The sequence below is a fragment of the Streptomyces sp. NPDC005752 genome (genome assembly GCF_040630715.1).
GTDB lineage: Bacteria > Actinomycetota > Actinomycetes > Streptomycetales > Streptomycetaceae > Streptomyces.
In genome coordinates this window covers 24,372-50,697 of record NZ_JBEXYB010000005.1, presented here as the reverse complement: position 1 = coordinate 50,697, position 26,326 = coordinate 24,372, and the positions used below count along the sequence as shown (strand labels likewise).

Here is a 26,326-nt window from a genome sequence, read left to right as displayed (position 1 = left end):
GTGCGGACCCGACATGGTGGGGCAAGTCTCTCCGAGCGGCGATCTCCAGTCCAGCGAAGCCGTGGGAGCGAGGAAGGGGACGTTACTTTCCGGTCACCGGAGCGGGAACGGTTGGTGTGCGCAGCTCGGTCCTTGGGACATAGGAGCCCTTTGCTGCGGCGCCCGTCACCCTCGCCGGTGGGCGGGGCGGCGGCCTACCAGGGGTGCCTATGAGGTTTGCGCAGCCAAAATCCCTGCGGCTCTTCACCTGACGACGGTTTCAGCCAGGGCCGGAGCTCGCCCGATTCGTCAGGCACCGACTCGTGCAGGAAGCGATTGTCCAACTCTGCCAGCAAAGGGGACAGTGCTGCCTGAGCCTCGTCATTAAGTGTGGCCATGGCAATCTGCAACCGGCTACGTGAATCCAGATCGTTGATGTAGGCGCTGATCGGATACTGTCCCGGCAGTTTCCAGTCTGACTCCATCCTCCGCACGAGATGCTCCCAGGAAGAGAGCAGTCTTCTCATGGAATACAGTGGTTCCATGATTTTCTCACGGATTTGGGGGGCAAGTCCTTCCAGCTCGATTTCCAGTCGATAGGCGTCGTACTGAGCGATGCTGTTGATTGCCGACTCGGACAGTAGGGACCAGGTTGCGTCTGTGTGGGGGGAATCCGATGATTCGTGTTGAAGTCTCAAAATTTCGTTCATGGTGTTACTCCTGGAGTTGGCGCATGAAATAGTTGAAGCCGTCACTCGGTTGCATGAAGGTGCCGTTGAACCCCTCGCGGATGAGCATTGTCTTGCTCGCTTCGTCCCACCATGCCCAACGATGGTTTCCCGACGGGGAGTCTCTCATTTTAATACCAGGTTTTGCAGTCATCATATCTTCGAGGTACTCCGGCACATCCAGGTCGTCGATGCCTGGAATTCCTCGCTTGTTGATGTCGCCGTGCGCAGCAATCTTGTCGGCAAGCATGCTGAGATCGCCCGCCTGGCTTGCGGGGTCAGCTTCCCCGATGCAAGCCTTGAGTCCGAGCGGGTCAATCCATAGGAGAGGATTTAGAACGTATGTGACAGGATTGGGTGCCGGAATGAGACCGAGGGGGTCCGGTGAAATGTATCGAGCAGTTTCCGGATCATAGTGACGATGAAAGTTGAAGTGTAGTCCGGTTTCAGGATCGAAGTACTGACCCGGGAACCGAAGCGGTGTGTACGTCGAACTGTTGGTTGCCCATGCAGTTGCCCCCCAAAGAGTGCGGCGACTTCGCCATGCGAGCGTACCCGACTCATCGATGAGCTCGCTGGGGGTTCCCACCAGGTCGGTGATTATGGCAAAAAAACGTTCATCAATTACTTCTTGTGATGCGTCTACGGCGATTATGCGTTCTGTCTGAGATATCGGGCGAAGGCCATCGTGATCCCATGTGAGGCTGACGGGGTGCGGCAATCCCTCGCCTTCGTGGATCTGTTCGCAGAGGATGGCGCCGTCCCAGGTGAACCGAATCTGCTCCAGGACGGTGTGTCCGTCTTCCGCGACTCGGCGCTTGGCGATGCGCCGCCCGAGCACGTCGTAGCTGTACCGCCACTTCTGACCGCCGGGGGTGGTGACCGAGATGAGGCGATCCTCAGCATCCCACTCGTAGTGCCAGGTGTCGGGTTTACGTGAGAGGCGCGCCTTCTGGCGAAGGATCATTCGCCCCATGTCGTCGTGCATGTAGCGAATGCGCCCAGCACGCTCGATGCTGGTACCTCGGTAAGAACGTGCCCCCGTCGCTTCGTGACCCCAAGTACGTGATGACCAGGTTGCCGACGTCTGGTTTCCAGCCGCGTCGTATGCGTACTGCTCTGTCCAATCGGCAGCGTGCACCTCTGTAACGCGCCCGGCGGCATCCAGGTCGTATGTTCTTGCGCCGGCGAGTTGATCAACGATTCGTGCGACGCTGCCATCAGCGTGGTAGCTGTGGTCGCGGCGTTGAAGGCGTTTCCCCCGAGCTGTGACATCCTGGACGGCGAGGCGTCCGGACGCATCCAAGGTGTGCGTCAGCGTGATGGTCTCACTGATGTGGCGGACCAGTTCCCGCCCGGCAGGGTCTCTCTCGAATGACAATTCCCGTCCGGATGTCGTGAGATGGTTCCGGCGCCCTGCCGCATCAAAGGTCCACTCACTCACAGCGCCGCAGGCAGTCGTCCTTCCGACGCGCCGACCTAGTTTGTCGTATTGGTAGGTCGTCGTTCGTCCGTTCACCGTCTCTGAGTGCAGACGGCCGTGCCGGTCTCGCAGCCGGGACAACGTCATATCGGTGCCGACTGCCGTGGCAAGCTCGCCAAAGGCGTCGTATTCGAGGGTGGTCGTGTCGCCGTCAGCATCCTTGAGAACTACCTTGCCGAGGCTGTTGTGCTCGAACCGGATCGTCTGGTTGAGACTGTTGGTCCTCGAGACCATCTGGTTGGACGAGTCGTAGGCGTATGTGACGATGCGACCGTCGAAGTCGCACTCGGACGTGAGGCGTCCAGCAGGGTCGTACGCGTAGCGCCACTGCAGGCCTTGAGGATTGATGACTTCTGTCAATCGCAAGTTGACATCATGAGTGAACTCGAAAAGCGCCCCGTCAGGCTCTGTCCGGGCTATGAGGAGATCGAAGTCGCCGTACTGGGACCTGGTTATTCTTCCCATCGCGTCGACGTGCGCCAGACAGTTGCCTTCACCGTCGAACACCCAACTTTGCTCGCTGCCATCCGACTCGACCTGGCGTTCCAGTTGGCCCTCCACCGTCCATTCGAAACGCGTGGTCGCGCCGGCAGCGTCAGTAATGCTCGTCGTACGGCCGAAAGCGTCACGTCCGAGTCGGCTGATGGCGCCCAGTGCGTCGGTGAGTCCGATGGTGAGCCCTGCTCTGTCACAGGCCACGAGCGAGGTTTGCCCCAGGGCGTCAGTAACCGAGGCGAGATGCCCCCGCGCGTCGTACGAGAAGGACGTCACACCCCCGGAGGGATCGGTGACCGATGTGCGGTTGCCTTGCTGATCGAACGTCTGACGCGTTACCGATCCCGCCGTGTCGGTGATCCGCACCGGAAGCCCGAGCCCGTTGTACCGCGCCCTCGACAGGGTTCCATCCGGTCGCTCCACCACGGTCGCCCGACCGTATTCGTCGTATGTGGAACGGGTGGTGTGTCCAAGTGGGTCCGTGACAGACATCAGTCGGTGATAGCGGTCGTGCTCATAGCGGGTGACTGCCCCCAGCGGATCAATCTCGGCGACGACCTGAGCTCGCTCGTTGATCACATAACGTGTGGTGTGGCCCATACCGTCCGTCATGGACGTCATACGCAGGCCGGTCTCGGTATCGGTGTCGTCCCAGGTGAAGTGGGCTTCGAGGTGGCCGTTGGTGCCGGTCTGGTAGACGCAGCGGTCGTGTTCGTCGTAGACGTACTCGTACCGGCTGCCGTTGGTGTCCGTCCACGCGGTGATGCGGCCCAGTTCGTCGCAGTCGAAGCGCAGGGGCTTGCCCGATGAGTTGGTGACGGCGGTGAGGTGGCCGTCGGTGTAGCCGTAGCGGAGGATCTCCTGGTCGGTGCCGTCGGGGGCGGCGCCTGCCAGGTGCAGGGCGGTGACCCTGCCTTCGTGCGTGGTGAGTTTCAGGTGGTAGCCGCCGTGGTGCACGATCGACGTCGGAGCACCCTCCTCGTCGTGCTCGAAGGCGATCCAGCGGCCGTTGTGGTCGTCGATCTGGGCCAGGAGCGCCAGCTCTCCGGTGGGCTGGTCGACGAAGTGCCGGACCTGGCCGGTTTCCGGATCGGTGATCGTGTAGCCGTCCTGCACTCTGTCCAGGGGCCAGCGCCGGCCGTGCGTGGGCATGACGGGGACACCAGGCGCCGGGTGCGGGTAGGCGAGCAGGCTGCCTTCGTTGCAGCTGAAGACCACGCCTTCCGCGTCGATCTCCAGCCGCTGGTCGACCGTGCTCGACCAGCCGGTGCCGAACCAGCGGCCGGCCCGGCGCGAGGAGTCGAAGACACGCTCGAATACCAACGGGAGTGAGCCCGGGAGCACGATGTCCGTCTGCGGGAGCAGCATGCGCCCGGTGGCCACGTCGACGGGGTCTCCGTCGCACTCGACCTTGCTGCACTGCTGCCCGTTGGAGTCGGGGTTGTTCTCGTGGCCTTGGCGGTTTGGGCCCTTAGGGGGGTCGCGGAGGTCTTTCACACCGGCCCGCAGGCCGCCCTTGATGAAACCCCCGCCCTTGGTGCCGAACAGTTCGGGCACAAGTCGGCCGAGGAATTCTGAGGGGTCACCCTTGGCCGCGTCCCAGGCGTTCTTCAGTGCGCGGTCGGGGTTGGCGACGGTGGACGTGAGGCCGGCGAGCGTCATGTTGACGCCCTTGTAGTACTCGGCCGGGTGCGTCAGGTTGTACGGATCGCCCGGGTTGACCGATCGTACGAAGTTCAGCAGCCCCGCGGTGCCCTTGACGACACCACCACCGAAGTGCGCCAGCTCCATGCCCTGGCCGACCCCGTAGTCGAGGAGCTCCTGTTTGGCCCGGTCCAGGCCGGTGGGCTCCTTCGGGGCATGTGCCATCGCCGCGGTGATCGCACCCTTGGCGGCCTCGCCGGCGTCGTTACGCGCCTGCCGGGCGCGCTGCAGGATCTCCTGAGCGTGCCGGCGCTTGGCCGCGCCCGGGTCGGAGAACGTCCCCGGATGCGGGAGGGGATGGTCGGTGTTGCGGACCGCGTTGTACGCCTCCGCCTTCTCCTTGAAGGCAGCTGCCGCAGTTTCGTAGTCCTGCTTGCCGTCCTTGTACAGCGCGATCGCCTCACCGGCCTTGGCCTGAGCGCTGGTGACCGTCCCGGCGAACGTTTCCAAGGCATTGGCCGCATTCTCGAACGCATCCGCCGCGCGCAGCCAGTCGGTGGGCAGCGTCTGGAACTTGGCCCGGAAGGCATCGGCCGCCTCACCCTTCCAGTGACCGGAATCCAGCTTCTTCATCCCGCCACCGACGAGATCGAACGCCTTCTGGAAGTCCCGGAGGTTCTTCACCGCCGCACTGATCTTCTCCGGCCGACCGTGGATCAGCTCGTCGGCCTCCTCGGTCTGACCGAGCTGCTGCTCCCCGACGTCCGCACCCAGTGAGGACGCGGTCTCATCGCCCCAGTCCTCGACTGCGTCCGCCCACTCGTCCGCACCGACCTTCTGCAGGCCCGACCCGAGCACATCGGTGCCCTTGTCGATCCCCTCGCCGACGACTTCCTTGCCCTTGTCGACGAGATTGCCCGCACCGTCGTACAGGGCGTCGCCCCACTTCCCCCAGTCCACCATCAGCGACTCTCCCCCCACCGCGGCTGCTCAGCCTGATCGATCGTCTCCTGCGACGGATCAAGCTGCTCCCGCAGCCGCTCGTCCGCCGCGTCCCGTACCTCCGGGTCCATCAGCCCGTTGCGCTCCATCGAGTCGAGCGCGGCGTCCTCCACGTCGTAGGTGGTGTCCTTCCAGGTCTGCTTCACCTCGGCGTGGGCCGCATCCCATGACTCGCGGCTGTAGTCCGGGTTGTCGTACGCGGACTGGGTGCTGATCGTGTCCCAGCTCATCCCCTTGACGTCGTCCTCGGACGCGTGCGGGTTCCCGTTCAGGGAGTTCACACCGATCTTGATCGAGTCCTTGACGTACTGCTCCTGCTCCGCGAACGAACCCGCCGACAACCCCACCCCCAGCGCGAATCCGTTGCCCTTCTGCGTCAGGGCCCGCACACCCCACTCCCACCGGTCGCAGAACGTCTCGAACTCCGACGTCAGCCCGCCATGCCCCAACTCCAGGCCCGACAAGGCAAGATCCGAAAACCCCCGCCCCACAGACGCCTCACCGATGAACCCGAGCTCCTTCAGCTCCGCATGCGCCAGATCGATCCCCTTCGCGATCTCCGCCAACGCTGCCGGCGGCACCTGAAGATCCGCGTTCTCCCCGCTCACCGCATCCCCCCGAGATCCACCGCGACCGCGTCCGGCACGATGCCCGCCACCGGCGGGAACAACATCCCGTCCGTACTGCCCGCATCGAGCGCCACTCCCGCCGGCCCCGGCAGCAGCGGCACCATCACATCCAGCAACCGCGCCCCCAGAACGGCCTGGTACGTCCACTCCCGCCCGGCATCCCCACGGACCAACGCGAACCGGGCCAACGCCTCCTCATCCGAGAACGCACAGATCCAGCGCACACCGTTCTGCTCCGCCGACCACAGGTCACCGGCCTCGTCCAGCGGCACCAGCACCGCCGTTCGCCGGAACTCGCCCAGCAACACAGCAAACTCACGCCGAGCCGTACGCAGTTGGTCCTGTTCGGCCTTGCCCGACGTCGCGAGGGGTTCTCTGTCGGGGGGCGGCCCCGGAAGATCGTCCAGGTCTGCCAGCCGTGACCGCCTGCGCTGCTGTTCCGGTATCTCGTCCCCACCCGTGGGCATGCGCAGGATCATCACACGCACGGATTTTCGAGTGCAACGTGATACTGCCTACTGGCTGGAATCCTGCTGTTCCGGGCACGGGGAGACTTCGAGGACCGCCCATACCGTCTTGCCCGGCCCGTCCACGCTGGGGTACCAGCCCCAGCGGTCGGCCAGGGCGGCGACCAACAGGAGGCCGCGGCCTCCCTCCTGGTCGGGCGCGGCCGGCGCGGCAGAAGTCGGGAGGCACTCGCCCCGGGTGTCGGTGACCTCGATGCGGATGGCCGTGCCCTCGGCGAAGAGGCGGAGGCGGAAGTCGCGGCCGGATACGTGACCGTGGCGCACCGCGTTGCTGCTGAGCTCGGCGACGGTCAGCAGCAACGCATCGTGCGCGTCGCACCCGTACGGGATGCCCCAGGCGTCGAGGCGCTCGCCGGCCAGCCGACGGGCGAGGCGGGCTCCACGCGGGGTGGAGCTGAAGCGCATTGTGAAGTGGTGCCAGGAGAATCGGGCGCGAAGGCCGCGCTTCGGTCGTACGGGGAGAAGCGGCTGCTTGTCGGTCATTCCTCAACACTGATCGACGTGACTCAACGTGGCCAGGGGTGACGCACCGCCACGGGGCGGATGTACGCGGAGTGTGCAGGGCATGTACGCAGGAGGGGCACGGCGAACACGTCCACTTGCGTGCTGCCGGTGTCGGCGTTGAAGCGCCAACGGAGGGTCAGGGCAGGCGGGTCAAGTCGCGTAGCTGGCTGACCAGGGCGTGGACGTCGCGCTCGGCAGGTGGAGCGGCGGACGCCTCCTGCGGTGTGGTGCGGCAGGGGCGGCACAGGCCGTCGGGGAGCGCTTCGGGCGCGCCGGGGCGGCCGCATTCGGTGCACTCCGCGAGAAGGCGGCGCTTCGGGGTGACGGTCGTGGCGGGGGCCGGGATGCCGGCCGTGTGCGGCGGCAGTTTGTCGGTGAGGCGGCGGCGTACAAGGCCGACGGGGGAGTCGACCTGGGCGGGGAGGCCCGCCGTGAGGGCTTGGGTGAGGCAGTCGGCATTTACCCCGCGTGCGAACCATTCGGCGGCCAGGGGCTCCAGGGCGCGGCAGTCTGCTGCGGAGAGAGCCAGGCGCGTGTCCCTGCGGCCGAGTTGGGCCAGGGCCAGGTACGCGGGGGAGGCGGCGACCGCTGGTGTCACCGAGGTGCGCTGCTTGGGCAGGGCGGGTGATGCTGGCGCGGGAGCAGGTGGCGTCGGAGGCGCGGTGGGCTCGGGTGTGGTGGTTGGTGTTGAGGTCGCCCGCAGGGAGGAGGCCGGGACGGTGTCGCTGGGCGGCGGGGCCGTGGGCGTCGCCTCCGGCGCGGAGTGACTGCCCTCGGCGGTCAGGAACGTGTCCCACCACTCGTTGTCGCGGGCCGTACGGGACCAGTAGGTGCGGGAGACCCAGCGGACCTGTTCCCCCGCGCCCGCCAGGCAACGCACGCGCCGTAGATGTCCAGCCGCTCCGAGGGCCTTCAACGCGCTGGAGACGGCCATCTGGCCGTACAGCGGGAGGCTCTTGGCCAGTGACTTGATGTCCATGGCCGCACCGTCGGGGAGCCGGTCGACGTATCCGGCGATGTACCGCTCACGCTCCGGCATCAGGGCGAAGTCGGCCGCGTGGGGCGTGCGTTGCCCTGACGCGGTGCGCTTGCCGTAGCCGGGGCGTGCTTTCGCGTACGGGCGTGAGGATGCGGGGGCGTGGAGGGCAGGGCTAGGGTGCTCGGTAGCCACGAGATCGCTCGATTCGATCTTGGGGTGAGACCCCGGCCTGGTGTTTCCGCACCGCGTCGGGGTCGATTCGTTGGGGGCACCGTAAGCAGGCGTGACAGTGCGCCGCAAGCTGATCACATTTAGTCATATCAGCTGGCCGTGGCGGGGTAGGGAGGGTGGGGAGGTTTTCCCAAAACCCTTCTTTTACCTACCGGGTGAACAACATCGCTCGGATCTCGAAGCTCGCATCCCGACCCCCGAATCCCGAAGCTCAAGCGTCGGGCCCGCGCCCTTGATCGCCTCCTCCCAACGAGTGAACGAACCGGTTCCGAGACTCGAAGCTCGGCTCTCGGGTGTCGAGCGTCGGGCCACTCCTTCGATGGAACGCGGTCGGAATGGTGTGCGTGCGGGAGGGCGGGTCGTTACGGTGCCCGAGTGGGACGAGCCGGGGCGGGCGCTGCCTTCCGGGGCCGGTGCCGTCGGTGGGACGGGACCTCGAAGAGCTGTCCCTAGCAAGCGGGTTGTACGCGATAGGCCGAGGCGTGTACGCACGTGGGACAGGCGGTGGCGATGACGCAGGACGAGGCGGCCATGGGTGCGGGGGCGGTGACCTCATCAGGGACGCAGCCGGAGGGCAAGCCGGAGAACGGCGTGGCGGTCGCGTTCGGGCGGCAGTTGAAGCTGCTGCGGGTCCGGGCGGGGCTGGACCGGGCGGAGTTCGGGAAGCGGCTGGGGTATGCGGCGCAGTCGGTGGCCTCGTTCGAGCAGGGGCGGCGAATTCCGCAGCCGGAGTTCATTGACAAGGCGGACCGGGTGCTGGACGCCGGGGGACTGCTGGTTGCATTGAAGGAGGAGTTGGCGCGATCGCAGTACCCGGCGTTCTTCCGGGACATGGCGCGACTGGAGGCAGAGGCGGTCGAGCTTTGCGCGTACGACACGCACATGGTCAAGGGCCTCTTGCAGACTGAGGAGTACATGCGGGCCGTTCTCGCCATGCGACGACCGTTGCTCGATGAGGACACCATTGAGCAACGAGTATCTGCACGCTTGGCGCGGCAGGAGGTTTTCAGCCGCTGGCCCGCACCACTCATGAGCTTTGTTGTTGAGGAGCCCGTTCTGCGACGCCCGTTGGGGGGTCGAGCTGTTCTGCATGGGCAGCTTGCGCAGCTGCTGAAGTTCGGCCGGTTCCGTAACGTTGAAATCCAAGTGATGCCGCTCGATCGCGACGACAACGCCGGGGTGGACGGCGCCTTCACAGTGGTTACGCGTAAGGGCGGGGAACAGCTCGTGTATACCGAGGCGCAAGGGCGCAGTAACTGGCTGAGCGATCGGGACGAGACGCGGCTCGCCGCAGCCCGCTATGGGATCATCCGGAGCCAGGCTCTCACTCCGCGAGAGTCCTTGGGGTTCATCGAGAAGTTGCTGGGAGAGCTATGAACACCGCCGAAGTCTCTGCCTCGCAGGAGCTTGCTTGGTACAAGAGCAGCTACAGCGGGGCTGAAGGTGGCGACTGCGTTGAGGTCGCCTGGCGTAAGAGCAGCTACAGCGGGGCTGAAGGTGGCGAGTGCGTGGATTTCGCAGCCGCTGCCACGCACGTACACGTCCGGGACTCGAAGCAGGTCAGCGGCCCCGTGCTGACTGTCGGGCCCGATGCATGGGCCGGGTTCGTCGGGCTAGTTACCGGCTGAGCAACGTATCGGGAGGGCCCGCCGCAGCGCCTGCCCTCCCGTCCGTACTGTGCCTACTCGTCCACGTTCTCCTCGCGGCGGATCATCCGCCACGCGGCCCGGCGTGCGCTGCGGTCCAGGTTGGACCGGAAGCTCTTGTCGGGGCCGAAGTACTGGCGCCCTATGCCGGCGGTCGTCTCGATGTGGTCGGCCATGTAACCGGCTCCCGCAGGGCCGGCCGCCGCACCTCGACCCGGCCGGCCGCTGGTCAGTCCGCCGGGTGTCAGCTCCGCACGGGCCGTCGTGCCCGGGCCGCACCCCGTCGACGAGGGTCTGAGCGGGCGCTCAGTAGTCCTGTGAGCCGTCGGTGGGTGGTGCAGCCTGAGAGCGGGACCAGAGCGTGCGGGAGTGAACGCGCTGCAGGTGCAGGTGGCGGGTGAGACGGATCGCGGGCCGGATGAGTAGCTCGATGCTGCCGATGAGGAAGCACCAGGTGCCTGCGGTGGTCCACTCTTCGGAGAAGAACATGATGCTGCCTGTGATGAACCACAGGGCGATGAGAGCGTCGTTGGCGATACTGGTGACTTCGTAGCGTCGCTTGATGACGAGCTCTTCGCGGCCCACGTGGATGACCATGGGCGTGCTGTCCGGAGCGTTCTTCATGTCCCCACGGTACGGAAGCCCCACGGTACGGAAGCCGCGCGGCACGCGGCGGTGGTACGCCGCAGCCGCAGCGGGAACTGTGAGTCGCTCCACAAGAGCCACCCGTTCGGATCACTGCGCGTCGTGGCACAATGACCGTGTACCAGCAGCAGCGCACTCCGGGGTCGGTGTAATTCCGAACCGGCGGTTATAGTCCGCGACCCGTCCGCATCCAGCGGCCGGTTGACCAGGTGAGATTCCTGGACCGACGGTGAAAGTCCGGATGGGAGGCAGTGCGCGGCGGGCCGTCACAGGTACGCCGCCGTAGGCGGATGCTTTCCGGGAGTTCCCGGACGTTCCGGGATGTTCCGGGGCGACCACATCCGTGTCTTCGGTTTCGGCGTTCCCCTGTTGCGTTCCGCTTCATCTGTCGTCATCGACAGGCCCCGGAGTCCGTGCCCGAAGAGGCAGGAGGACCCGGTGGCCACCGCAGCCGAAACAGCCGCCATGCGGCGGGCGATCATGCTCGCAGCCCGCGGGCTCGGCTCCACCAGCCCGAATCCGGTCGTCGGATGCGTCATCCTCGACGCCGCCGGGGAACAGGCCGGTGAAGGCTTCCACCAGCGCGCCGGAGGGCCGCACGCCGAGGTCCACGCCCTGCGCGCGGCCGGCGAGCGGGCCCGTGGCGGCACCGCGTTCGTCACCCTCGAACCCTGTAACCACACCGGACGCACCGGACCCTGCGCCCAGGCGCTCACCGAGGCCGGTGTCCGCCGCGTCGTGTACGCGGTGGGCGACCCGAACCCCCAGGCCACCGGCGGCGCGGACACCCTGCGCGCCGCAGGCGTCAAGGTGGAGCAGGGTCTCCTCGCCGACGAGGCCGAGGCCGGCAACACCGCGTGGCTCACCTCCGTCCGTCTCGGCCGTCCGTACGTCCTGTGGAAGTACGCGGCGACCCTCGACGGCCGGATCGCCGCCGCCGACGCCACCAGCCGCTGGATCACCTCCCCCGAGGCCCGTGCCGACGTCCACCGCCTGCGTGCCGAGGCCGACGCCGTGGTGGTCGGCTCCGGCACCGCCCGGGCCGACGACCCCCAGCTGGGCGTACGCGGCATCGAGGGTGCCACCCAGCCGCTCCGCGTGGTCGTCGACACCGGCGCCACCGCCGTACGGCCCGGAGCCCGGGTCCTCGACGGGTCCGCGCCCACCCTGGTCGCGGTCGCCGAGGACGCCGAGGCCGGCCACCTCCCCGAGGAGGCCGTGCTGCGCCTGCCGCGCGCCGCCACCGGGCCCGGCCTGGACATCGGCGCGCTGCTCGCCGCCCTCCACGGCCGGGGCATCCGCTCCGTACTCCTCGAAGGCGGGCCCGTCCTGGCGGGCGCCTTCGTCGCCGCGGGGGCGGTCGACACCGTCGTCGGCTACCTCGCCCCGGTCCTCCTCGGCGCGGGCCCCGCCGCCCTCGCCGACGCCGGAATCTCCACCATCTCCCAGGCGTTGCGCCTCGATGTGACCGAGACCGTCCGTATCGGCCCCGATCTGCGCATCACCGCCGTCCCTGTTCCTGCTCGGAAGGGAAACTGAGTGTTCACCGGAATCGTCGAAGAACTGGGCGAGGTCACCGCCGTCGAGAAACTCGACGACGCCTCCCGCTTCCGACTGCGCGGCCCCGTCGTGACGGAGGGCGCCAAGCACGGCGACTCCATCGCAGTCAACGGAGTCTGCCTCACCGTCGTGGACCTCGGGGAGAACGAGTTCACCGCCGACGTCATGGCCGAGACGCTGGACCGCTCCAGCCTCGGCGCGCTGGAGGCCGGCTCCCGCGTCAACCTCGAGCGCCCGATGGCCCTCGGCGGCCGCCTCGGCGGCCACATCGTCCAGGGACACGTGGACGGCACGGGCCGCATCGTCGAGCGCCGGGTCTCCGAGAACTGGGAGATCGTCAAGGTCTCCCTGCCCGACGGCCTGAGCCGCTACGTGGTGGAGAAGGGCTCCATCACCGTCGACGGTGTGAGCCTGACCGTCGTCGAGGCGGGCCGGGACCACTTCACCATCAGTCTCATCCCCACCACCCTCGCGCTGACCACGCTCGGCATCAAGGAGCCCGGCGACCCGGTCAACCTGGAGGTGGACGTACTGGCCAAGTACGTCGAACGTCTGCTCGGCCACGGTGCCGCGCCGGAAGCCGGGGAGCCGGTCGCATGAGCGCCCTGGACTGGCTGAACTCGGAGGCGTTCACCGCCTTCGGGCAGCACATCATCTGGTCCGACATGATCGGCAACACGATCGGTCTGATCGCCCTGGCCCTCGGCTGGCTCCGTTCCGTCTGGACCTGGCCCGCGCAGCTCCTGTCCGGCGTCGTCCTGGTCGCCGCCAACGTCTCCGTGCAGCAGGCGGGCAGCGTCGGCAAGCAGCTGATCGTCGTCGCCGTCGCCGTCTGGGGCTGGCAGCAGTGGACCCGGGGCAGGAAGAAGGCGCAGGACGGGTCCATCGCCGTGCGCTTCGCCACCTGGCGCGAGCGTGGATACCTGGTGGGCGGCGCCGCCCTGGGCACGCTGGCGGTCGGCGGGCTGTTCACTGCCTTCCCGTCGCTCTCCTGGAGCCCGTGGGCCGACGCCTACATCTTCGCCGGCACCCTCGTGGCGATGATCGCCCAGGCCCGCGGCATGGTCGAGTTCTGGTTCGCCTGGCTCCTCGTCGACCTCGTCGGCGTACCGCTCAACTTCCACAGCGGACTCGCCTTCTCCGGCCTCATCTACGTCGTCTACGGCGCCCTCGTCCTGTGGGGCATGCGCGACTGGTGGCTGCGTACGCGGACACCCGCTCTGAAGGGAGCCACGGCATGACTGCCCAGCCCGCCTGGTTGCACGACCGCACCCTCGAGGACCTCTCGCTCGACCCCGTAGAACAGGCGATCCGCGACATCGCCGCCGGACGGCCCGTCGTGGTCGTCGACGACGAGGACCGGGAGAACGAGGGCGACCTCGTCATCGCCGCCGAGAAGGCGACCCCCGAGATCATCGCCTTCATGATGAGCGAGTGCCGCGGACTGATCTGCGCGCCCATGGAGGACGACGAGCTCGAACGCCTCGACCTCCCGCAGATGGTCACGCACAACACCGAGTCGATGAAGACCGCCTTCACCGTCTCGGTCGACGCCTCCGCCGAGCACGGGGTGACCACCGGCATCTCCGCGGCCGACCGCGCCACCACGCTCCGGATGCTGGCAGGCGGCACGGCGGGCCCCGGCGACTTCGTACGCCCCGGCCACGTCTTCCCGCTCCGCGCCCGATCCGGCGGCGTCCTCGTCCGCAACGGCCACACCGAGGCCGCGGTCGACCTGGCCAGGCTCGCCGGGCTGCGCCCCGCCGGTGCCATCGTCGAGATCGCCGGTGAGGACGGAGTGATGCTGCGGCTGCCCGAGCTCATCCCGTTCGCCCGCAAGCACGGCCTCACGATCATCTCCATCGAGGACCTGATCGCCTACCGCCGCAGTGCCGAGCCCACGGTGCGCCGCGAGGCCGAGGTCCGGCTGCCCACCAGCTTCGGCGCGTTCACCGCGTACGGCTACCGGTCCCTCGTCGACGGCGTCGAGCACGTCGCACTCGTCCACGGTGACATCGGCGACGGCCAGGACGTCCTCGTCCGGGTCCACTCCGAATGCCTCACCGGTGACATCTTCCAGTCCCAGCGCTGCGACTGCGGCCCCCAGCTGCACACCTCCATGGAACGCATCACGGCCGAGGGCCGCGGGGTCGTCGTCTACCTGCGCGGCCACGAGGGCCGTGGTATCGGACTGCTGTCCAAGCTGCGCGCGTACGAACTCCAGGAGCGCGGCTCCGACACCCTCGACGCCAATCTGGAACTCGGCCTGCCCGCCGACGCCCGGGACTACGCGGCGGGCGCCCAGATCCTGAGCGACCTCGGTGTGCGGACCCTGCGCCTGATGACGAACAACCCGGACAAGACCGCCGCACTCGTGCGGTACGGACTCGAGATCACCGGACGCGAGCCGATGCCCGTCCAGGCCGGCGAGCACAACCTGCGGTACCTGCGCACCAAGCGGGACCGGATGGGACACGACCTGCCGTGGCTCGACGCCTCCGCGTCGGCCTGCGGCAACCAGTAAGCACCGACGCACACACGAACACACAGGAGAGACATGAGCGGCAAGGGCGCACCCGAACTGTCCGTACGCAACTGCGGAGACCTGCGGGTGGCGGTGATCGCGGCCCAGTGGCACGAGAAGGTCATGGACGGACTCGTCGACGGCGCCCTGCGCGCCCTGCACGACCTCGGGATCGACGAGCCGACCCTGCTCCGCGTCCCCGGCAGTTTCGAGCTCCCGGTGGTGGCCAAGGTGCTCGCAGGCCGTGGATACGACGCGATCGTCGCCCTCGGAGTGATCATCCGTGGGGGCACCCCGCACTTCGAATACGTGTCCCATGGCGTCACCAACGGCCTGACCCAGGTCACCGTCGACACCGGAGTGCCCGTCGGCTTCGGGGTGCTCACCTGTGACAACGAGGAGCAGGCGCTGGACCGGGCCGGACTCGAGGGATCCAACGAGGACAAGGGACACGAGGCGGTCACCGCCGCCGTGGCCACCGCCGCCACGCTGCGTACCGTCAGCGAACCCTGGCGCTGAGCAGTCCTCCGGGACCCCGTATTCTAAGGACCATCATGGCCAACAAAACCTTCGAAGAGCTCTTCGCCGAGCTCCAGCTCAAGGCCGCCGGCGGCGACCCCTCCACCTCCCGCACCGCCGAGCTGGTGGACAAGGGTGTGCATGCCATCGGCAAGAAGGTCGTCGAGGAGGCCGCCGAGGTCTGGATGGCCGCCGAATACGAGGGCAAGGAAGCCGCCGCCGAGGAGATCTCGCAGCTGCTCTACCACGTCCAGGTGATGATGGTCGCCCGCGGCATCTCCCTCGACGACGTCTACGCCCACCTCTGAGCACACCCCAGCACGCCCCGGAACTCCCTCCGCACAAAGGAAACCTGACCTCATGCTGCGCATCGCCGTCCCCAACAAGGGTGCAATCTCCGGGCCTGCGATGGCGATGCTCCATGAGGCGGGCTACCGGCAGCGCAAGGAGTCGAAGGAACTGGTCCTCGTCGACCCCACGAACGAGGTCGAGTTCTTCTACCTGAGGCCGCGCGACATCGCGATCTACGTCAGCGCGGGTCGGCTGGACATCGGCATCACCGGCCGTGACCTGCTGCTGGACTCCGGCGCCGAGGCCGAGGAGATCCTCCAGCTCGGCTTCGCCCGGTCCACCTTCCGCTATGCCACGAAGCCCGGCACGGCCACCGGCCCCAAGGACTTCACCGGCATGACGATCGCCACGTCCTACGAGGGCATCGTGGCGAAGCACCTCGCCGACGAGGGCGTCGACGCCTCCGTCGTGCACCTCGACGGCGCCGTCGAGACCGCCATCGAGCTGGGCGTCGCGCAGGTCATCGCCGACGTCGTCGAGACCGGCACCAGCATGCGCAACGCGGGCCTGGAGATCATCGGCGAGCCGATCATGAAGTCGGAAGCCGTGGTGATCCGCCGCAAGGGCGCCGACACCGAGGACCCCAAGGTGCAGCAGTTCCTGCGCCGTCTCCAGGGCGTCCTGGTGGCCCGCAGCTACGTGATGATGGACTACGACTGCCGGGTCGAGCACCTGGAGCGCGCCGTCGCCCTCACTCCCGGCCTGGAGTCGCCGACCATCTCCCCGCTGCACCACGAGGGCTGGGTCGCCGTCCGCTCCATGGTCGCCTCGAAGGAGGCCCAGCGGATCATGGACGACCTGTACGAGCTGGGTGCGCGCGCCATCCTCACGACGGCCATCCACGCCTGCCGCCTCTGACGGCCGGACCACCCGCGAACCCGAGGACGACAGAGCCATGTCCGCCCCCGCGCCCCCGCCGCCCGGACTCCCCGACCTCCCGGCCACCTTCCGGCCCACCCTCACCCGGGTGGTCCTGCTGGCCGTGGGGGCGGCGATGTTCGTCGTGATCACCGCGGTCGCGATGATCCTGGAGAACCTCAGCGCGGGGGAGCGGACCAGCTTCGTCTTCGTCGCCCTGCTCTTCTTCGGCGTCCTCGCCCTTCTCAGCCGGCCCCGCATCACAGCCGACGAGGCAGGCATCACGGTGGTCAACATCACCCGTACCCGCCGACTCGCCTGGGCGGAGATCCTCCGCGTCAATCTGCGCGCCGGTGACCCGTGGGTCTTCCTCGACCTCAGCGACGGCACCAGCATGCCCGCCCTCGGCATCCAGCCCGGCATCGCCAAGGAAAGGGCCATCCGGGACGCGCGGACACTCCGCGCCCTCACCGAGTTCCACGGCAGCGGAGTGAACGACGTGACGGAGAACAGCTGAGCCCCCTGCCCAGTACGGCCCGATCCCGATTATTCTGGGACCGGTGGCGCACCCGGTGCGCCCCGCCCCGCACCAGAAGGCCCTCGAGGCCCGCGGGGCACATTCCTGCGACCCAAGGAGTGACTCCCTCCAGCAATGGACGGATCGTCCGGTAGTACCTGCGCCGCCCTCTCCCCGGAGGCGGCGGCATGACCACCCCCCTGTTGCTGCTCCTCGCGGCATTCCTTCTCATCCTCGCCAACGGGTTCTTCGTGGCAGCCGAATTCGGGCTCGTCACGGTGGAACGGCCGGACGCCGAACGCGCCGCCGCCGAAGGCGACCGCCGGGCGCGCACCGTCGTCGCCGCCCTGCGCGAACTCTCCTTCCAGCTCTCCGGCACCCAGCTCGGCATCACCATCACCTCGCTGGTCGTCGGCATGCTCGCCGAACCGGCGCTCGCCCAGCTGCTCGCCGGACCGCTCACCGCCACCGGACTGCCCTCGGGGGCCGTTCCCGGGGTGAGTGTCGTGATCGGCATGCTCTTCGCCTCCGCCGTGCAGATGGTGATCGGCGAGCTGGTCCCGAAGAACTGGGCGGTGTCGCGGCCGCTCCAGGTCGCCCGGTTCGTCGCCGGGCCCCAGCACCGCTTCTCCACCCTCTTCCGGCCGGTGATCACCGCCCTGAACACCGTGGCCAACCGGCTGGTGAGACTGCTGGGTGTCGAACCCACCGCCGAACTGGCCTCCGCCAGGACCCCGGGCGAACTCGTCTCCCTGGCCCGGCACTCCGCCGAGGCCGGCACCCTGGAGCAGGACACCGCCGATCTCTTCGTGCGGACCCTGTCCCTCGCCGGACTCACCGCGCAGCACGTCATGACCCCGCGGGTGAAGGTCAGCGCACTGCAGGCGTCGGCGACCGCGGCGGACGTCCTCAACCTCACGAGGGCCACCGGCCTGTCCCGCTTCCCCGTCTACCGGGACCGCATCGACGAGGTCGTCGGCATGGTCCACCTCAAGAACGCGCTGGCCGTCCCCTCCCAGGAGCGGTTGCGCACCCCGGTGAGCCGGATCGCCGTGGCGCCGCTCCTGGTGCCGGAGAGCCTGCCGGTCGAGCAGCTGCTCAAGCGGTTGCGCAGCGAGCAGCCGATCGCCGTCGTGGTCGACGAGTACGGCGGCACAGCCGGTGTCGTCACCCTCGAGGACATCATCGAGGAGCTCGTCGGCGAGGTCAGGGACGAGCACGACGTCGAAGGCGCCGACCGCCCCGAGCTGACGCCCGTCGTCGCGGACGACGGACGGGCCGGATGGGACGTGGAGGGCAGCACCCGGGTGCTGACCCTGCGGCGGATAGGCCTCGACGTACCAGAAGGGCCGTACGAGACCGTGGCGGGACTGGTCGCCGATCTGCTGGGACGCATCCCCGCACCCGGTGACCGCGCCGAACTGCCCGGCTGGCGGGTCTCCGTCCGCCAGGTCGGCCACTACCGCGCCGAACAGGTCCGCTTCGTCCGGCTGACCGGCATACCGGTACCCCCGGCTGAACGACCGGACGAGCCGGAGCGCCCGGAGCGGCTCACCCAGGACCTGCTGGAGGCAGTGCGATGAGCCTCGTACAGCTGGTCCTCGCAGGTCTCCTCGTGCTGGCGAACGGCTTCTTCGTCGGCGCCGAGTTCGCGCTCGTCTCCGTACGGCGCAGCCAGGTCGAACCCCTCGCGGCAGGAGGGTCGAACCGGGCCAGACAGGTCCTGTACGGCCTGGAGAACCTGCCGCAGATGATGGCCGCCGCACAGTTCGGCATCACCATCTGCTCCCTCACGCTCGGCGCGGTCGCCGAGCCGACCGTCGCCCATCTCCTGGAACCGGTCTTCCACGCGGCGCACGTGCCCGCAGGGCTCGTCCACCCGCTCGGCTTCGCGGTCGCCCTCGTCTCCGTGGTCTTCCTCCATCTCGTCATCGGCGAGATGGTCCCGAAGAACCTGGCGATGGCGGCCCCCGAGAAGACCGCGATGTGGCTCAGCCCCGGCCTGGTCGGGTTCGCCCGGCTCTGCAGGCCCGTCACCTCCGCGCTCGGGGCGTGCGCCAGGCTCGTGCTGAGGCTCTTCAACGTGGAGCCGAAGGACGAGGTCGAGGCCGTCTTCACCAGTGAGCAGCTCAACCGGCTGGTGGAGGACGCGGGCATGGCCGGCCTGCTTGAGCCGGAGGCACAGGAACGGCTCGGGGACGCGCTCGAGCTGGGCAGCAGGCCGGTGACCGACGTGCTGCTCGACCGGGCGTCCCTGGTGACGGTGGACCCGTCCGTCACCCCGCGCCGGGTGGAGGAGCTGACCGTACGGACCGGCTACTCACGCTTCCCGGTCTGTGCGGAGGGCGGCGGCCCGTTCATGGGTTATCTGCACGTCAAGGACGTCCTGGAGCTGGAGGACGGCGAGCGGGCCGTTCCCCAGCAGATCTGGCGCCCGATGGCCACCGTGCGGGCGGAACTGCCTCTGGACGACGCCCTGACGGTCATGCGGCGCGCGGCCACACACCTCGCTCAGGTCGCCGACGCGTCGGGCAAGGTGCTCGGTCTGGTCGCCATGGAGGACGTACTGGAGATGCTCGTGGGCGAGGTCCGCGACCCGGCCCACCGCGTCTCGGTGCCCCGCCGCGCGGTGGAGGCGACGAAGGCGATGGCCCCCTCGGGGTGACCGCGCCCAGGTGATCACCTCCGCCGTCGGGCGGCCCCACCGGGCCGCCCGACGGCGGTTTCACAGGGCCCCGGGCTCCTGCCTCCCCCGGTCCGCCGGACCGCGCCCCGACAGCACCTCGCCGTACGCCTGCATCAGGTCCGGCAGCCGCAGGGTGGCCAGGTCGTCCCGGGTCGGTGCGGCGGTGTAACCGGACAGCCGCAGATCACGGTAGGCGCAGCTCTTCTCGTACAGGGTGCGCAGGAAACGGCCGTTGCCCAGCTCGTCGATCCAGCCCTGCTCGACCACGTGGCCGCTGATGCTGCGCAGTTCGTCGTGGGACTCCTCGTCCCACACGTCGCCGTTGTCCGAGGCCAGCACCCCGCCGATCGCGGTGAGTTCGAGGGGGCGGTAGCTGGGGAAGTCGACCCGCGTGGTGAAGCGTGAGGAGAGTCCCGGGTTGGTGGAGAGGAGCCGGTCCATGCCCTCCGGGTAGCCGGCGAGGATGACGACCAGGTGGTCCCTGTTGTCCTCGGCCCGTTTGAGGAGCACCTGCAGGGCCTCGTCGCCGTACGCGTCGCCCTTGCTGTAACCGGAGTTGGAGAGGCTGTACGCCTCGTCCACGAACAGCACCCCGCCGAGTGCCGAGTCGATCAGCTCGTTGGCCTTCACCGCGGTCTGTCCGAGGAACTCGCCCACCAGGTCCGAGCGTTGGGCCTCGACCAGGTGGTCGCCGCCCAGCAGCCCGAGCGCGTAGAACACCCGGCCCAGGATGCGGGCGACCGTGGTCTTGCCCGTCCCTGAGGGGCCCGAGAAGACGAAGTGGCGCTTCGGCGGCTGTACCGGCAGCCCCTGCTCAGCCCGTAGCCGCGCCATGTTCAGCTGGGCGGACAGGGCTTTGACCTGGCGTTTCACGGGTTCGAGCCCGACCATGCGCTCCAGCTTGGCCAGGGCCTCCGCAAGCATCACCGGGTCGCTCGGCCCCGCTGGGAAGACCGCGGACGGCGGCGCCCCCGGCTTTCGGCGCGCCCCCGCACCGCCTGACCCGGAGGGCGGCGCCGAGGCTCCGGGCAGGCCCGGCGGGGCGCCGCCGAGCCAGGGCTCGGGGCCGTCCACCAGGTCGGTGCCGAGCGCCGTGTCCCCGTCCGTCCGGGCCTCCACACCCGAGCCGTCCGAACCGAAGCCGGCCAGCGAGACCGGGGCGAGATCGACGGCCTCGTCGTAGCCGTCTCCCTCGGATATCGCCGCCAGTCTGGCCGAGGTGTCCATGAACGCCGGGTCCACACGGTGCACCGCGCGGTACAGCGGCAGGGCCGCCGCGCTGCGGCCGGTGCCCTCGTGGGCCCGTGCCAGCCAGTAGCGCAGTTCCTTGCGCTGCGGCTGCTCGCTGCGACAGCGCATCAGCGCGGCGGACAGCAGGGGCTCCGCCTGCCCGTACATCTCCAGGCGTACCCGGGCCATCCCCCCGAAGAGACCCGCCTCGATGCCGAGCAGCGGATCATCGACGAGCTGCTCGGTGCTGCGCACCAACTGCTCCCAGTCCTTGACCAGATAGGAGCGGCAGGCGTGCAGGAACCGCACCTGGGTATCGGTGTCTACGGGCGGAAGCCCCGCCAACGCCCGGTCCAGCTCGGCGACATGGCGACCGTCGAGCCAATGCGAGGCGTGCGCGAGGAGCAGGTCGCGCGGGCTCTCCAGCACCGGCTGCACCCACCACCCCAGCCAGTACCACGAGTTGAGCGTGCGGCGATGTCGGGTGCGCTGCTCGCCGAAGCGGTCGCGATGGCGGTACATGCGTAACAGTGCCGTGGTGGTGTCGATCCGCAGCGCGTGCAGTCCCAGCCAGCCGTCCGCCATGCCGGGGTCTAGACGGACCGCGTTTCTGAACTCCTCCTCGGCCTGCGGGTACGCGCCCATGGTGTAGGCGTCCACCCCGCGCAGCCAGGCAAGGTCGGCCGGGGCCTGCATGCCCGGCGTGCCGATGTCCATCAGGTCCCCCACAAAGCGTGCCCCCGGAATGTCCCGCCCGCACAGCATGCCCACCGATGCGCACCTAATCACCGTGCCGGGGAAGGGAATTGACCGCACCCGAGAGGCATCGTACCTGCACAGGGAGTGAGCGGTTAAGGGTGATCCCGGCGCTCCAGCGGCAGTGACCGAGGGTGAGCGCAGGGTCCGCTGAGCTGGGGTGGGAGGGCAGGACGAAGCCCCCGATCACGGGGGAACAACCGGGGGCTTCGCGTCTGCGGGGGCTCCGAAAAGCCGCACATTGAGAACGTAAGACCTGTAAGGCCCCTCGGTCAAGCCGAGTTGGAGCGCTTGCCGGGCTTTCTCCCGCCCGGCGGTACGGCTGGTCTCAGGCTTCACTGTCCGTGATGATCCGACTCGTCACCGCTGACTCAAGAGGCCCTTCCAGCCACATGTAGCCCTCGGGCATCCGCCGAATCACCGCATCGGCGAAGGGGTACGAGGGGTCGGCGGCGAAATGCCGCTGCTCCGCCGCTGTCCACCCGTCCCAGAACTCCGAGAGTCCGGGGCCGTCGCGCTGCCTGCCCCGCTCCCAGGACGCTTCGCTGTCCCCCTCGATCCACAACAGCCCCGCGAGAAACGGCCGCACCGCGGTGCGGCCCGCCCCGACTCCCTCGATCAGCACCACGGGGGCGGGCTCGAGCGTCCGCGGCGGCCCGAAGCGGCGGGCCGTCCAGTCGTACGGTGCGTATCGCGCGGGCTCGCCCCGCGAGAGAGGGGCCAGGACCTGCGTCCGGAGCCTGTCCGTCCAGGTGAAGAGCTCCTCGTGCGTGGCCAGGTCGTCCAGGCGGAGCACGGGGGCCTCGCCGAGGGCTGAGGCCAGCCGGGCGGAGAAGGTGCTCTTGCCCGACCCCGCGTGGCCGTCGACCGCGATCAGCCGCACCGGCCCGCACGACGGGGGCAGGGAACGCAGCCGTCGCGCGTGGCCCGCCAGGTCGTCCATGTCTCCACTTTACGAGGCTCCGAGGGCCCGCCGCTGGGTTCCGCGCAGGTCACGCCAGTGGACCAGACCAATATTTGTGCCGCGGCGCGGGTCGAATCACTGGCCGGATCCGGCCCTGACCCGCGATAGTTGGCGCACCGTTCGGCATCCGCAGCCCCAATCCGCCCAACGACCGGGGGTCCCGCCCATGACACGACCGACTTCACGCAGAACCGTACTCACCGCCGCGCTCGCGGCTGCGGCCGGCGCGGGCACCGCTGCCTCGGCCGGCCCGGCGAGCGCCGCCTCCTCCCGTACCTCCTCATCCCCGGCGGCGGCCTCGCTCGTGGACAACCGTTTCTGGAACACGTACACCGACTGGCGCTGCGGCGCCTCGGCCGGGACCCGCGCGGTCGCCGGCCGCCGCCCCGGCCTGGTGATCGCCACGCCCGCCGGAAGCACCGACTACACCGACCCGCACACCGGCACGGGCGGCAGCTGGGAGTACGCGACCTGGACCTCACCGGTCCACCGTTCCTCCGTCCCCGCCACCGAGGTGATCGCCTCCTGGAACGCCCACACCCCGAAGGGCACCTGGATCCAGATCGAGCTGCGCGGCAGCTACTCGGACGGGACCGACACGCCCTGGTACGTGATGGGCCGCTGGGCCTCGGCCGACACGGACATCCGGCGGACCTCCGTCGACGACCAGACGGACGGGAAGAGCACCGTCTGGACCGACACCTTCTCGCTCGACGACGCGGCGAGCGGGCTGCGGCTGGTGTCGTACCGGCTGCGGCTCACCCTGTACCGGACGCCCGGCACTCGCCTCACGCCCACGGTGCACCGGATCGGCGCCATGGCCTCGGACGTCCCCGACCGCTTCACCGTCCCCGCCACCGCACCCGGCACCATCCGCGAGCTGGCGGTGCCCCGCTACTCGCAGAACGTGCACGTGGGGGAGTACCCGGAGTACGACGACGGGGGCGAGGCCTGGTGCAGCCCCACCTCCTCGCAGATGATCGTCGAGTACTGGGGGCGCAGGCCCACCGCCGAGGACCTGGCCTGGGTCAAACCGGATCTCGCCGACCCTCAGGTCTGCCACGCGGCCCGCTACACGTTCGACTACCAGTACGACGGATGCGGCAACTGGCCCTTCAACGCCGCCTACGCCGCGACCTACAAGGACATGAACGCGGTGGTCACCAGGCTCGGGTCGCTCGACGACCTGGAGAAGCTGATCGCTGCCGGCATCCCGGTCATAACGTCCCAGTCGTTCCTCAAGGGCGAGCTGACGGGGGCGGGTTACGGAACATCCGGCCACCTGATGACCGTCATCGGCTTCACGGCGGACGGCGACGTGATCGCCAACGACCCGGCGTCCCCGTCCAACGACGCGGTGCGCCGCGTCTACCAGCGGCGCGAGTGGGAGAACATCTGGTTGCGAACGAAGCGCTACGACGCGAACGGTGCGGTCAGAGGCGGTACGGGCGGGGTCTGTTACGTCTACTGGCCGACTGACCCGGCACCGGGTCAGCGCCGCGTCCTGCGGTCGCTCGGCCTGGCCTGAGCCTGTGCGGCCCCACGGCCGCCTGACGCAGGACGGCGCCCTTCGCGGCCGTCCTGCGTCAGGCGGCCGTCCTGCTCCACCGAACCCTTCGGTCGACGCCGGCAGGTGCCTCTTCCCGCAGGTCGCGACGACGCCCCCGCCAGAGAATGGCGCGCGGGCGGTACCGAACGCTCCTCGATAGGATTCCGCGTGGCCCCAGCCCTCAGGGGAAACGGGTCAACAACCGCCGATAGAAGGCGATTTACGGCCGGACGCGCCGTTGCGGAGACATCATCCCGGAACGGCGCCCGCAACACCGAGTGAGTGGAGTGCCAGTCATGCGTGGAGGCAGCATCGCCGTGGTCGGCGGCAGCATAGCGGGGTGTGCCGCGGCGCTGGCCGCGTCGCGCGGCGGAGCCGAGAAGATCACCGTCTTCGAGCGCGCCGACGCCCAACTCCGTGACAGAGGAGTGGGTATCGCTCTGCACAGCGACCGGTACGACGAGCTGAAGGACGCCGGGTACGTGGCTCCCGAGATGCCCTGGGCGCCCCTGACCCGGCGCGTGTGGAGCGCGCGCGACGGCGAAGCGGACCACGGCCGTGTCATCGGCGAGCAGCCGTTTCCCTTCCGCGCCTACAGCTGGGGCTCCCTCTGGAGTGAACTGCGCCGTCGGGTGCCGGAGGAGGTCTCCTACCGGTCCGGCTCGGTGGTCACCGGCGTGGAGCCCGACGCCGACGGTGTGACGCTCCGGCTCGCCGACGGATACCAGGAGCGCTTCGACGTCGTGATCGGGGCCGACGGCTACCGCTCCGTCGTCCGCGAGGCCATGTTCTCCGGCGCCGACGCGACGTACGCCGGATACATAGGCTGGCGGGGTACGTCGTCGGACGTCGCGGACCTCCCCTCGGACGGCTACGACGCGCACAACATCGTCTTTCCCGGCGGCCACTGCATGGTCTACCGCATCCCGGACGGCGCCGGCGGGCACCTGCTCAACTGGGTCCTCTACACCGTGCCCCCGCAGACCGACGGTCTCCACCCCGACCTGCGGACCCCGACATCCCTGCCGCCGGGTCGGCTCAACTCGGAGCTCACCGCGCACCTGCGCGCACTGGTCGCCGACAACTTCCCGCCGTACTGGGCCGCCAGGGTGCTCCGCACACCCGCCGAGACCACCTTCATCCAGCCCATCTACGACCTGGAGGTGCCGCACTACACCGCGGGCCGGATGCTGCTCGTCGGTGACGCCGCCAGTGTCGCGCGGCCGCACATCGGTGGCGGCAGCGTGAAGGCGCTCCAGGACGCCACCGCGCTCGAGGCCGCCTGGGTGGCCGGGGACAGCTGGAAGGAGGTCCTCGCGAGCTACGACGCGAGCCGCGGCCCCGTCGGGGCGGAGATGGTCGCGCTGGCACGCCGGATGGGCAGCGCGCAGGTCGAGAACACCCCCGACTGGTCGGCCATGGGCCAGCCGGAGTTCGACGTGTGGTGGCAGGACCAGAACAAGGGCTCGGACCGGCGCAGCGGCTTCGGCGGACACAGCATCAAGGCCGGCTAGACGCGGAGCGCGACGGGGCGGCGGCCGTGTACCGGCCCCCGCCCCCGCCTGCCCGTCCGTGCCGCTCGCGTCTCAGGCCGACGTCGGCGCGAGTTCGAGCGCGGCGTGCAGCGCGGTGCCGTCGGCGCGGGCGTCCTCCCCGTCCACGCGCAGTGTCATCCGCCCCGAGGTGAGGACCGTGAGCGTACGGGCGCACTCGGCGGCCTGGGTGGGGCTCGGGGACACCAGCAGTACGGCGATGCCCTCGTCCGCCAGCGTGGTCACCAGCTCGTAGACCTGCCGGACGAGCACGGGTGCCAGGCCCTCGGTCGGTTCGTCGAGCAGCAGAACACGTGGCGAGCCCAGCAGCGCGCGGGCCAGCGCCAGCATCTGCTGTTCGCCGCCGGACAGATCCGTGCCCCGGTTGCCGCGGCGCTCGCCCAGCCGGGGCAGCAGTTCCAGGACGCGGGCGGGCGTCCATACGCTGGGGCGCGTGGTGTCGTCGCCACGCGGCGGACGGTAGGAGAGCCGCAGGTGTTCGGCGACCGTGAGCCCGGCGAACACACGGCGGCCCTGCGGTACGAGTCCGATCCCGGCGCGGGCGATCCGGTGCGCGGGCTGCCCCGTCACATCCCGGCCGTCCAGGCGTACGGTCCCGGCGCTCGGACGCATCAGTCCGGCGACGGTGTGGACGAGGGTGGTCTTGCCGGCGCCGTTGTGGCCGACGACGGCGTGGACCGTGCCGGCGGGCACCGACAGGTCCAGACCGTGCAGGACGGTGCCGCCGTGGTAGCCCGCGGTCAGTCCGGTGAGTTCGAGCATCGGGA

Annotated in this window: 25 protein-coding genes and 1 riboswitch; of the genes, 14 read left to right on the top strand and 11 right to left on the bottom strand. The window is 69.0% G+C overall.

The genetic code is table 11. The features are described from left to right. Positions 1-194 precede the first annotated feature (194 nt). The 6 genes from ABZ441_RS06010 to ABZ441_RS05985 all read right to left on the bottom strand — a co-directional run bounded on the left by ABZ441_RS06010 (position 195) and on the right by ABZ441_RS05985 (position 8,162). Positions 195-689 (bottom strand): hypothetical protein, encoded by a 495-nt coding sequence (locus tag ABZ441_RS06010; RefSeq protein WP_358968917.1) that lies wholly within the window; start codon positions 687-689, stop codon positions 195-197. A 4-nt stretch (positions 690-693) separates the two neighbouring features. Continuing rightward, on the bottom strand, positions 694-5,292 hold the full coding sequence (locus ABZ441_RS06005; RefSeq protein WP_358968914.1) for a putative T7SS-secreted protein: 4,599 nt from the start codon (positions 5,290-5,292) through the stop codon (positions 694-696). Further along, positions 5,292-5,939, bottom strand: coding sequence for a hypothetical protein (locus ABZ441_RS06000; RefSeq protein ID WP_358968908.1), 648 nt, complete (start codon positions 5,937-5,939; stop codon positions 5,292-5,294). The genes ABZ441_RS06005 and ABZ441_RS06000 overlap by 1 nt, the downstream gene beginning before the upstream one ends. Beyond that, entirely contained in the window at positions 5,936-6,427 is a 492-nt protein-coding gene (locus ABZ441_RS05995) for an SseB family protein (RefSeq protein ID WP_358968902.1), read from the bottom strand. The genes ABZ441_RS06000 and ABZ441_RS05995 overlap by 4 nt, the downstream gene beginning before the upstream one ends. 48 nt (positions 6,428-6,475) lie before the next feature. Further along, positions 6,476-6,970 carry an ATP-binding protein gene (locus ABZ441_RS05990; RefSeq protein ID WP_358968901.1) on the bottom strand — a complete coding sequence of 165 codons (495 nt, stop codon included), beginning with the start codon at positions 6,968-6,970 and terminating at the stop codon, positions 6,476-6,478. Between the two features lie 157 nt (positions 6,971-7,127). Continuing rightward, positions 7,128-8,162, bottom strand: a complete 1,035-nt coding sequence (locus tag ABZ441_RS05985; RefSeq protein ID WP_358968900.1) for a MarR family transcriptional regulator — start codon at positions 8,160-8,162, stop codon at positions 7,128-7,130. 549 nt (positions 8,163-8,711) lie between these two features. On the opposite strand from ABZ441_RS05985, the gene ABZ441_RS05980 reads away from it, so the two are divergent. Both ABZ441_RS05980 and ABZ441_RS05975 read left to right on the top strand, forming a co-directional pair. Beyond that, a complete protein-coding gene (locus ABZ441_RS05980; RefSeq protein WP_358968898.1) occupies positions 8,712-9,578 on the top strand; it encodes a helix-turn-helix transcriptional regulator in 867 nt (288 codons plus the stop codon). Continuing rightward, positions 9,575-9,829 carry a DUF397 domain-containing protein gene (locus ABZ441_RS05975; RefSeq protein WP_358968896.1) on the top strand — a complete coding sequence of 85 codons (255 nt, stop codon included), beginning with the start codon at positions 9,575-9,577 and terminating at the stop codon, positions 9,827-9,829. The genes ABZ441_RS05980 and ABZ441_RS05975 overlap by 4 nt, the downstream gene beginning before the upstream one ends. A 53-nt stretch (positions 9,830-9,882) precedes the next feature. Here ABZ441_RS05975 and ABZ441_RS05970 read toward each other — a convergent pair whose 3' ends face one another. Together ABZ441_RS05970 and ABZ441_RS05965 are read right to left on the bottom strand one after the other, a co-directional pair. Continuing rightward, positions 9,883-10,023, bottom strand: coding sequence for a hypothetical protein (locus ABZ441_RS05970; RefSeq protein ID WP_358968895.1), 141 nt, complete (start codon positions 10,021-10,023; stop codon positions 9,883-9,885). Between the two features lie 130 nt (positions 10,024-10,153). After that, complete coding sequence (locus ABZ441_RS05965) at positions 10,154-10,471, bottom strand: YrhK family protein (protein WP_358968893.1); 318 nt, start codon at positions 10,469-10,471, stop codon at positions 10,154-10,156. A 149-nt stretch (positions 10,472-10,620) separates the two neighbouring features. Further along, positions 10,621-10,751, top strand: a riboswitch (FMN riboswitch). 179 nt (positions 10,752-10,930) lie between these two features. Between ABZ441_RS05965 and ribD the strand changes: the two genes are divergently transcribed. The 10 genes from ribD to ABZ441_RS05915 all read left to right on the top strand — a co-directional run bounded on the left by ribD (position 10,931) and on the right by ABZ441_RS05915 (position 19,486). After that, entirely contained in the window at positions 10,931-12,031 is a 1,101-nt protein-coding gene (gene ribD / locus ABZ441_RS05960) for a bifunctional diaminohydroxyphosphoribosylaminopyrimidine deaminase/5-amino-6-(5-phosphoribosylamino)uracil reductase RibD (RefSeq protein ID WP_358968891.1), read from the top strand. Further along, a complete protein-coding gene (locus ABZ441_RS05955) occupies positions 12,032-12,652 on the top strand; it encodes a riboflavin synthase (protein ID WP_358968890.1) in 621 nt (206 codons plus the stop codon). Further along, positions 12,649-13,293 carry a nicotinamide mononucleotide transporter family protein gene (locus ABZ441_RS05950; RefSeq protein WP_358968888.1) on the top strand — a complete coding sequence of 215 codons (645 nt, stop codon included), beginning with the start codon at positions 12,649-12,651 and terminating at the stop codon, positions 13,291-13,293. Before ABZ441_RS05955 ends, ABZ441_RS05950 begins: the two co-directional genes overlap by 4 nt. Next, positions 13,290-14,576 (top strand): bifunctional 3,4-dihydroxy-2-butanone-4-phosphate synthase/GTP cyclohydrolase II, encoded by a 1,287-nt coding sequence (locus ABZ441_RS05945; protein ID WP_358968886.1) that lies wholly within the window; start codon positions 13,290-13,292, stop codon positions 14,574-14,576. The genes ABZ441_RS05950 and ABZ441_RS05945 overlap by 4 nt, the downstream gene beginning before the upstream one ends. Positions 14,577-14,609: 33 nt before the next feature. Continuing rightward, positions 14,610-15,095, top strand: coding sequence for a 6,7-dimethyl-8-ribityllumazine synthase (gene ribH / locus ABZ441_RS05940; RefSeq protein ID WP_358968885.1), 486 nt, complete (start codon positions 14,610-14,612; stop codon positions 15,093-15,095). A gap of 35 nt (positions 15,096-15,130) precedes the next feature. Then, entirely contained in the window at positions 15,131-15,403 is a 273-nt protein-coding gene (locus ABZ441_RS05935; RefSeq protein ID WP_358968883.1) for a phosphoribosyl-ATP diphosphatase, read from the top strand. 52 nt (positions 15,404-15,455) lie between these two features. Beyond that, on the top strand, positions 15,456-16,304 hold the full coding sequence (hisG, locus tag ABZ441_RS05930; protein ID WP_358968881.1) for an ATP phosphoribosyltransferase: 849 nt from the start codon (positions 15,456-15,458) through the stop codon (positions 16,302-16,304). Positions 16,305-16,341: 37 nt separating this feature from the next. After that, a complete protein-coding gene (locus tag ABZ441_RS05925) occupies positions 16,342-16,821 on the top strand; it encodes a PH domain-containing protein (protein WP_358968879.1) in 480 nt (159 codons plus the stop codon). Between the two features lie 188 nt (positions 16,822-17,009). Continuing rightward, entirely contained in the window at positions 17,010-18,404 is a 1,395-nt protein-coding gene (locus ABZ441_RS05920) for a hemolysin family protein (RefSeq protein ID WP_358968878.1), read from the top strand. Continuing rightward, positions 18,401-19,486, top strand: a complete 1,086-nt coding sequence (locus tag ABZ441_RS05915) for a hemolysin family protein (RefSeq protein ID WP_358968876.1) — start codon at positions 18,401-18,403, stop codon at positions 19,484-19,486. Before ABZ441_RS05920 ends, ABZ441_RS05915 begins: the two co-directional genes overlap by 4 nt. Before the next feature lie 60 nt (positions 19,487-19,546). Here ABZ441_RS05915 and ABZ441_RS05910 read toward each other — a convergent pair whose 3' ends face one another. Together ABZ441_RS05910 and ABZ441_RS05905 are read right to left on the bottom strand one after the other, a co-directional pair. Beyond that, positions 19,547-21,454: an AAA family ATPase gene (locus ABZ441_RS05910; protein WP_358968874.1), complete on the bottom strand. Its 1,908-nt coding sequence runs from the start codon at positions 21,452-21,454 to the stop codon at positions 19,547-19,549. Positions 21,455-21,821: 367 nt separating this feature from the next. Further along, on the bottom strand, positions 21,822-22,436 hold the full coding sequence (locus ABZ441_RS05905; RefSeq protein WP_358968872.1) for a hypothetical protein: 615 nt from the start codon (positions 22,434-22,436) through the stop codon (positions 21,822-21,824). Between the two features lie 187 nt (positions 22,437-22,623). On the opposite strand from ABZ441_RS05905, the gene ABZ441_RS05900 reads away from it, so the two are divergent. Then, complete coding sequence (locus ABZ441_RS05900) at positions 22,624-23,985, top strand: peptidase C39 family protein (protein ID WP_358968870.1); 1,362 nt, start codon at positions 22,624-22,626, stop codon at positions 23,983-23,985. A 317-nt stretch (positions 23,986-24,302) separates the two neighbouring features. Beyond that, on the top strand, positions 24,303-25,520 hold the full coding sequence (locus ABZ441_RS05895; RefSeq protein WP_358968868.1) for an FAD-dependent monooxygenase: 1,218 nt from the start codon (positions 24,303-24,305) through the stop codon (positions 25,518-25,520). Between the two features lie 72 nt (positions 25,521-25,592). Here ABZ441_RS05895 and ABZ441_RS05890 read toward each other — a convergent pair whose 3' ends face one another. Then, positions 25,593-26,321 carry an ABC transporter ATP-binding protein gene (locus ABZ441_RS05890; protein ID WP_358968866.1) on the bottom strand — a complete coding sequence of 243 codons (729 nt, stop codon included), beginning with the start codon at positions 26,319-26,321 and terminating at the stop codon, positions 25,593-25,595. Positions 26,322-26,326 lie beyond the last annotated feature (5 nt).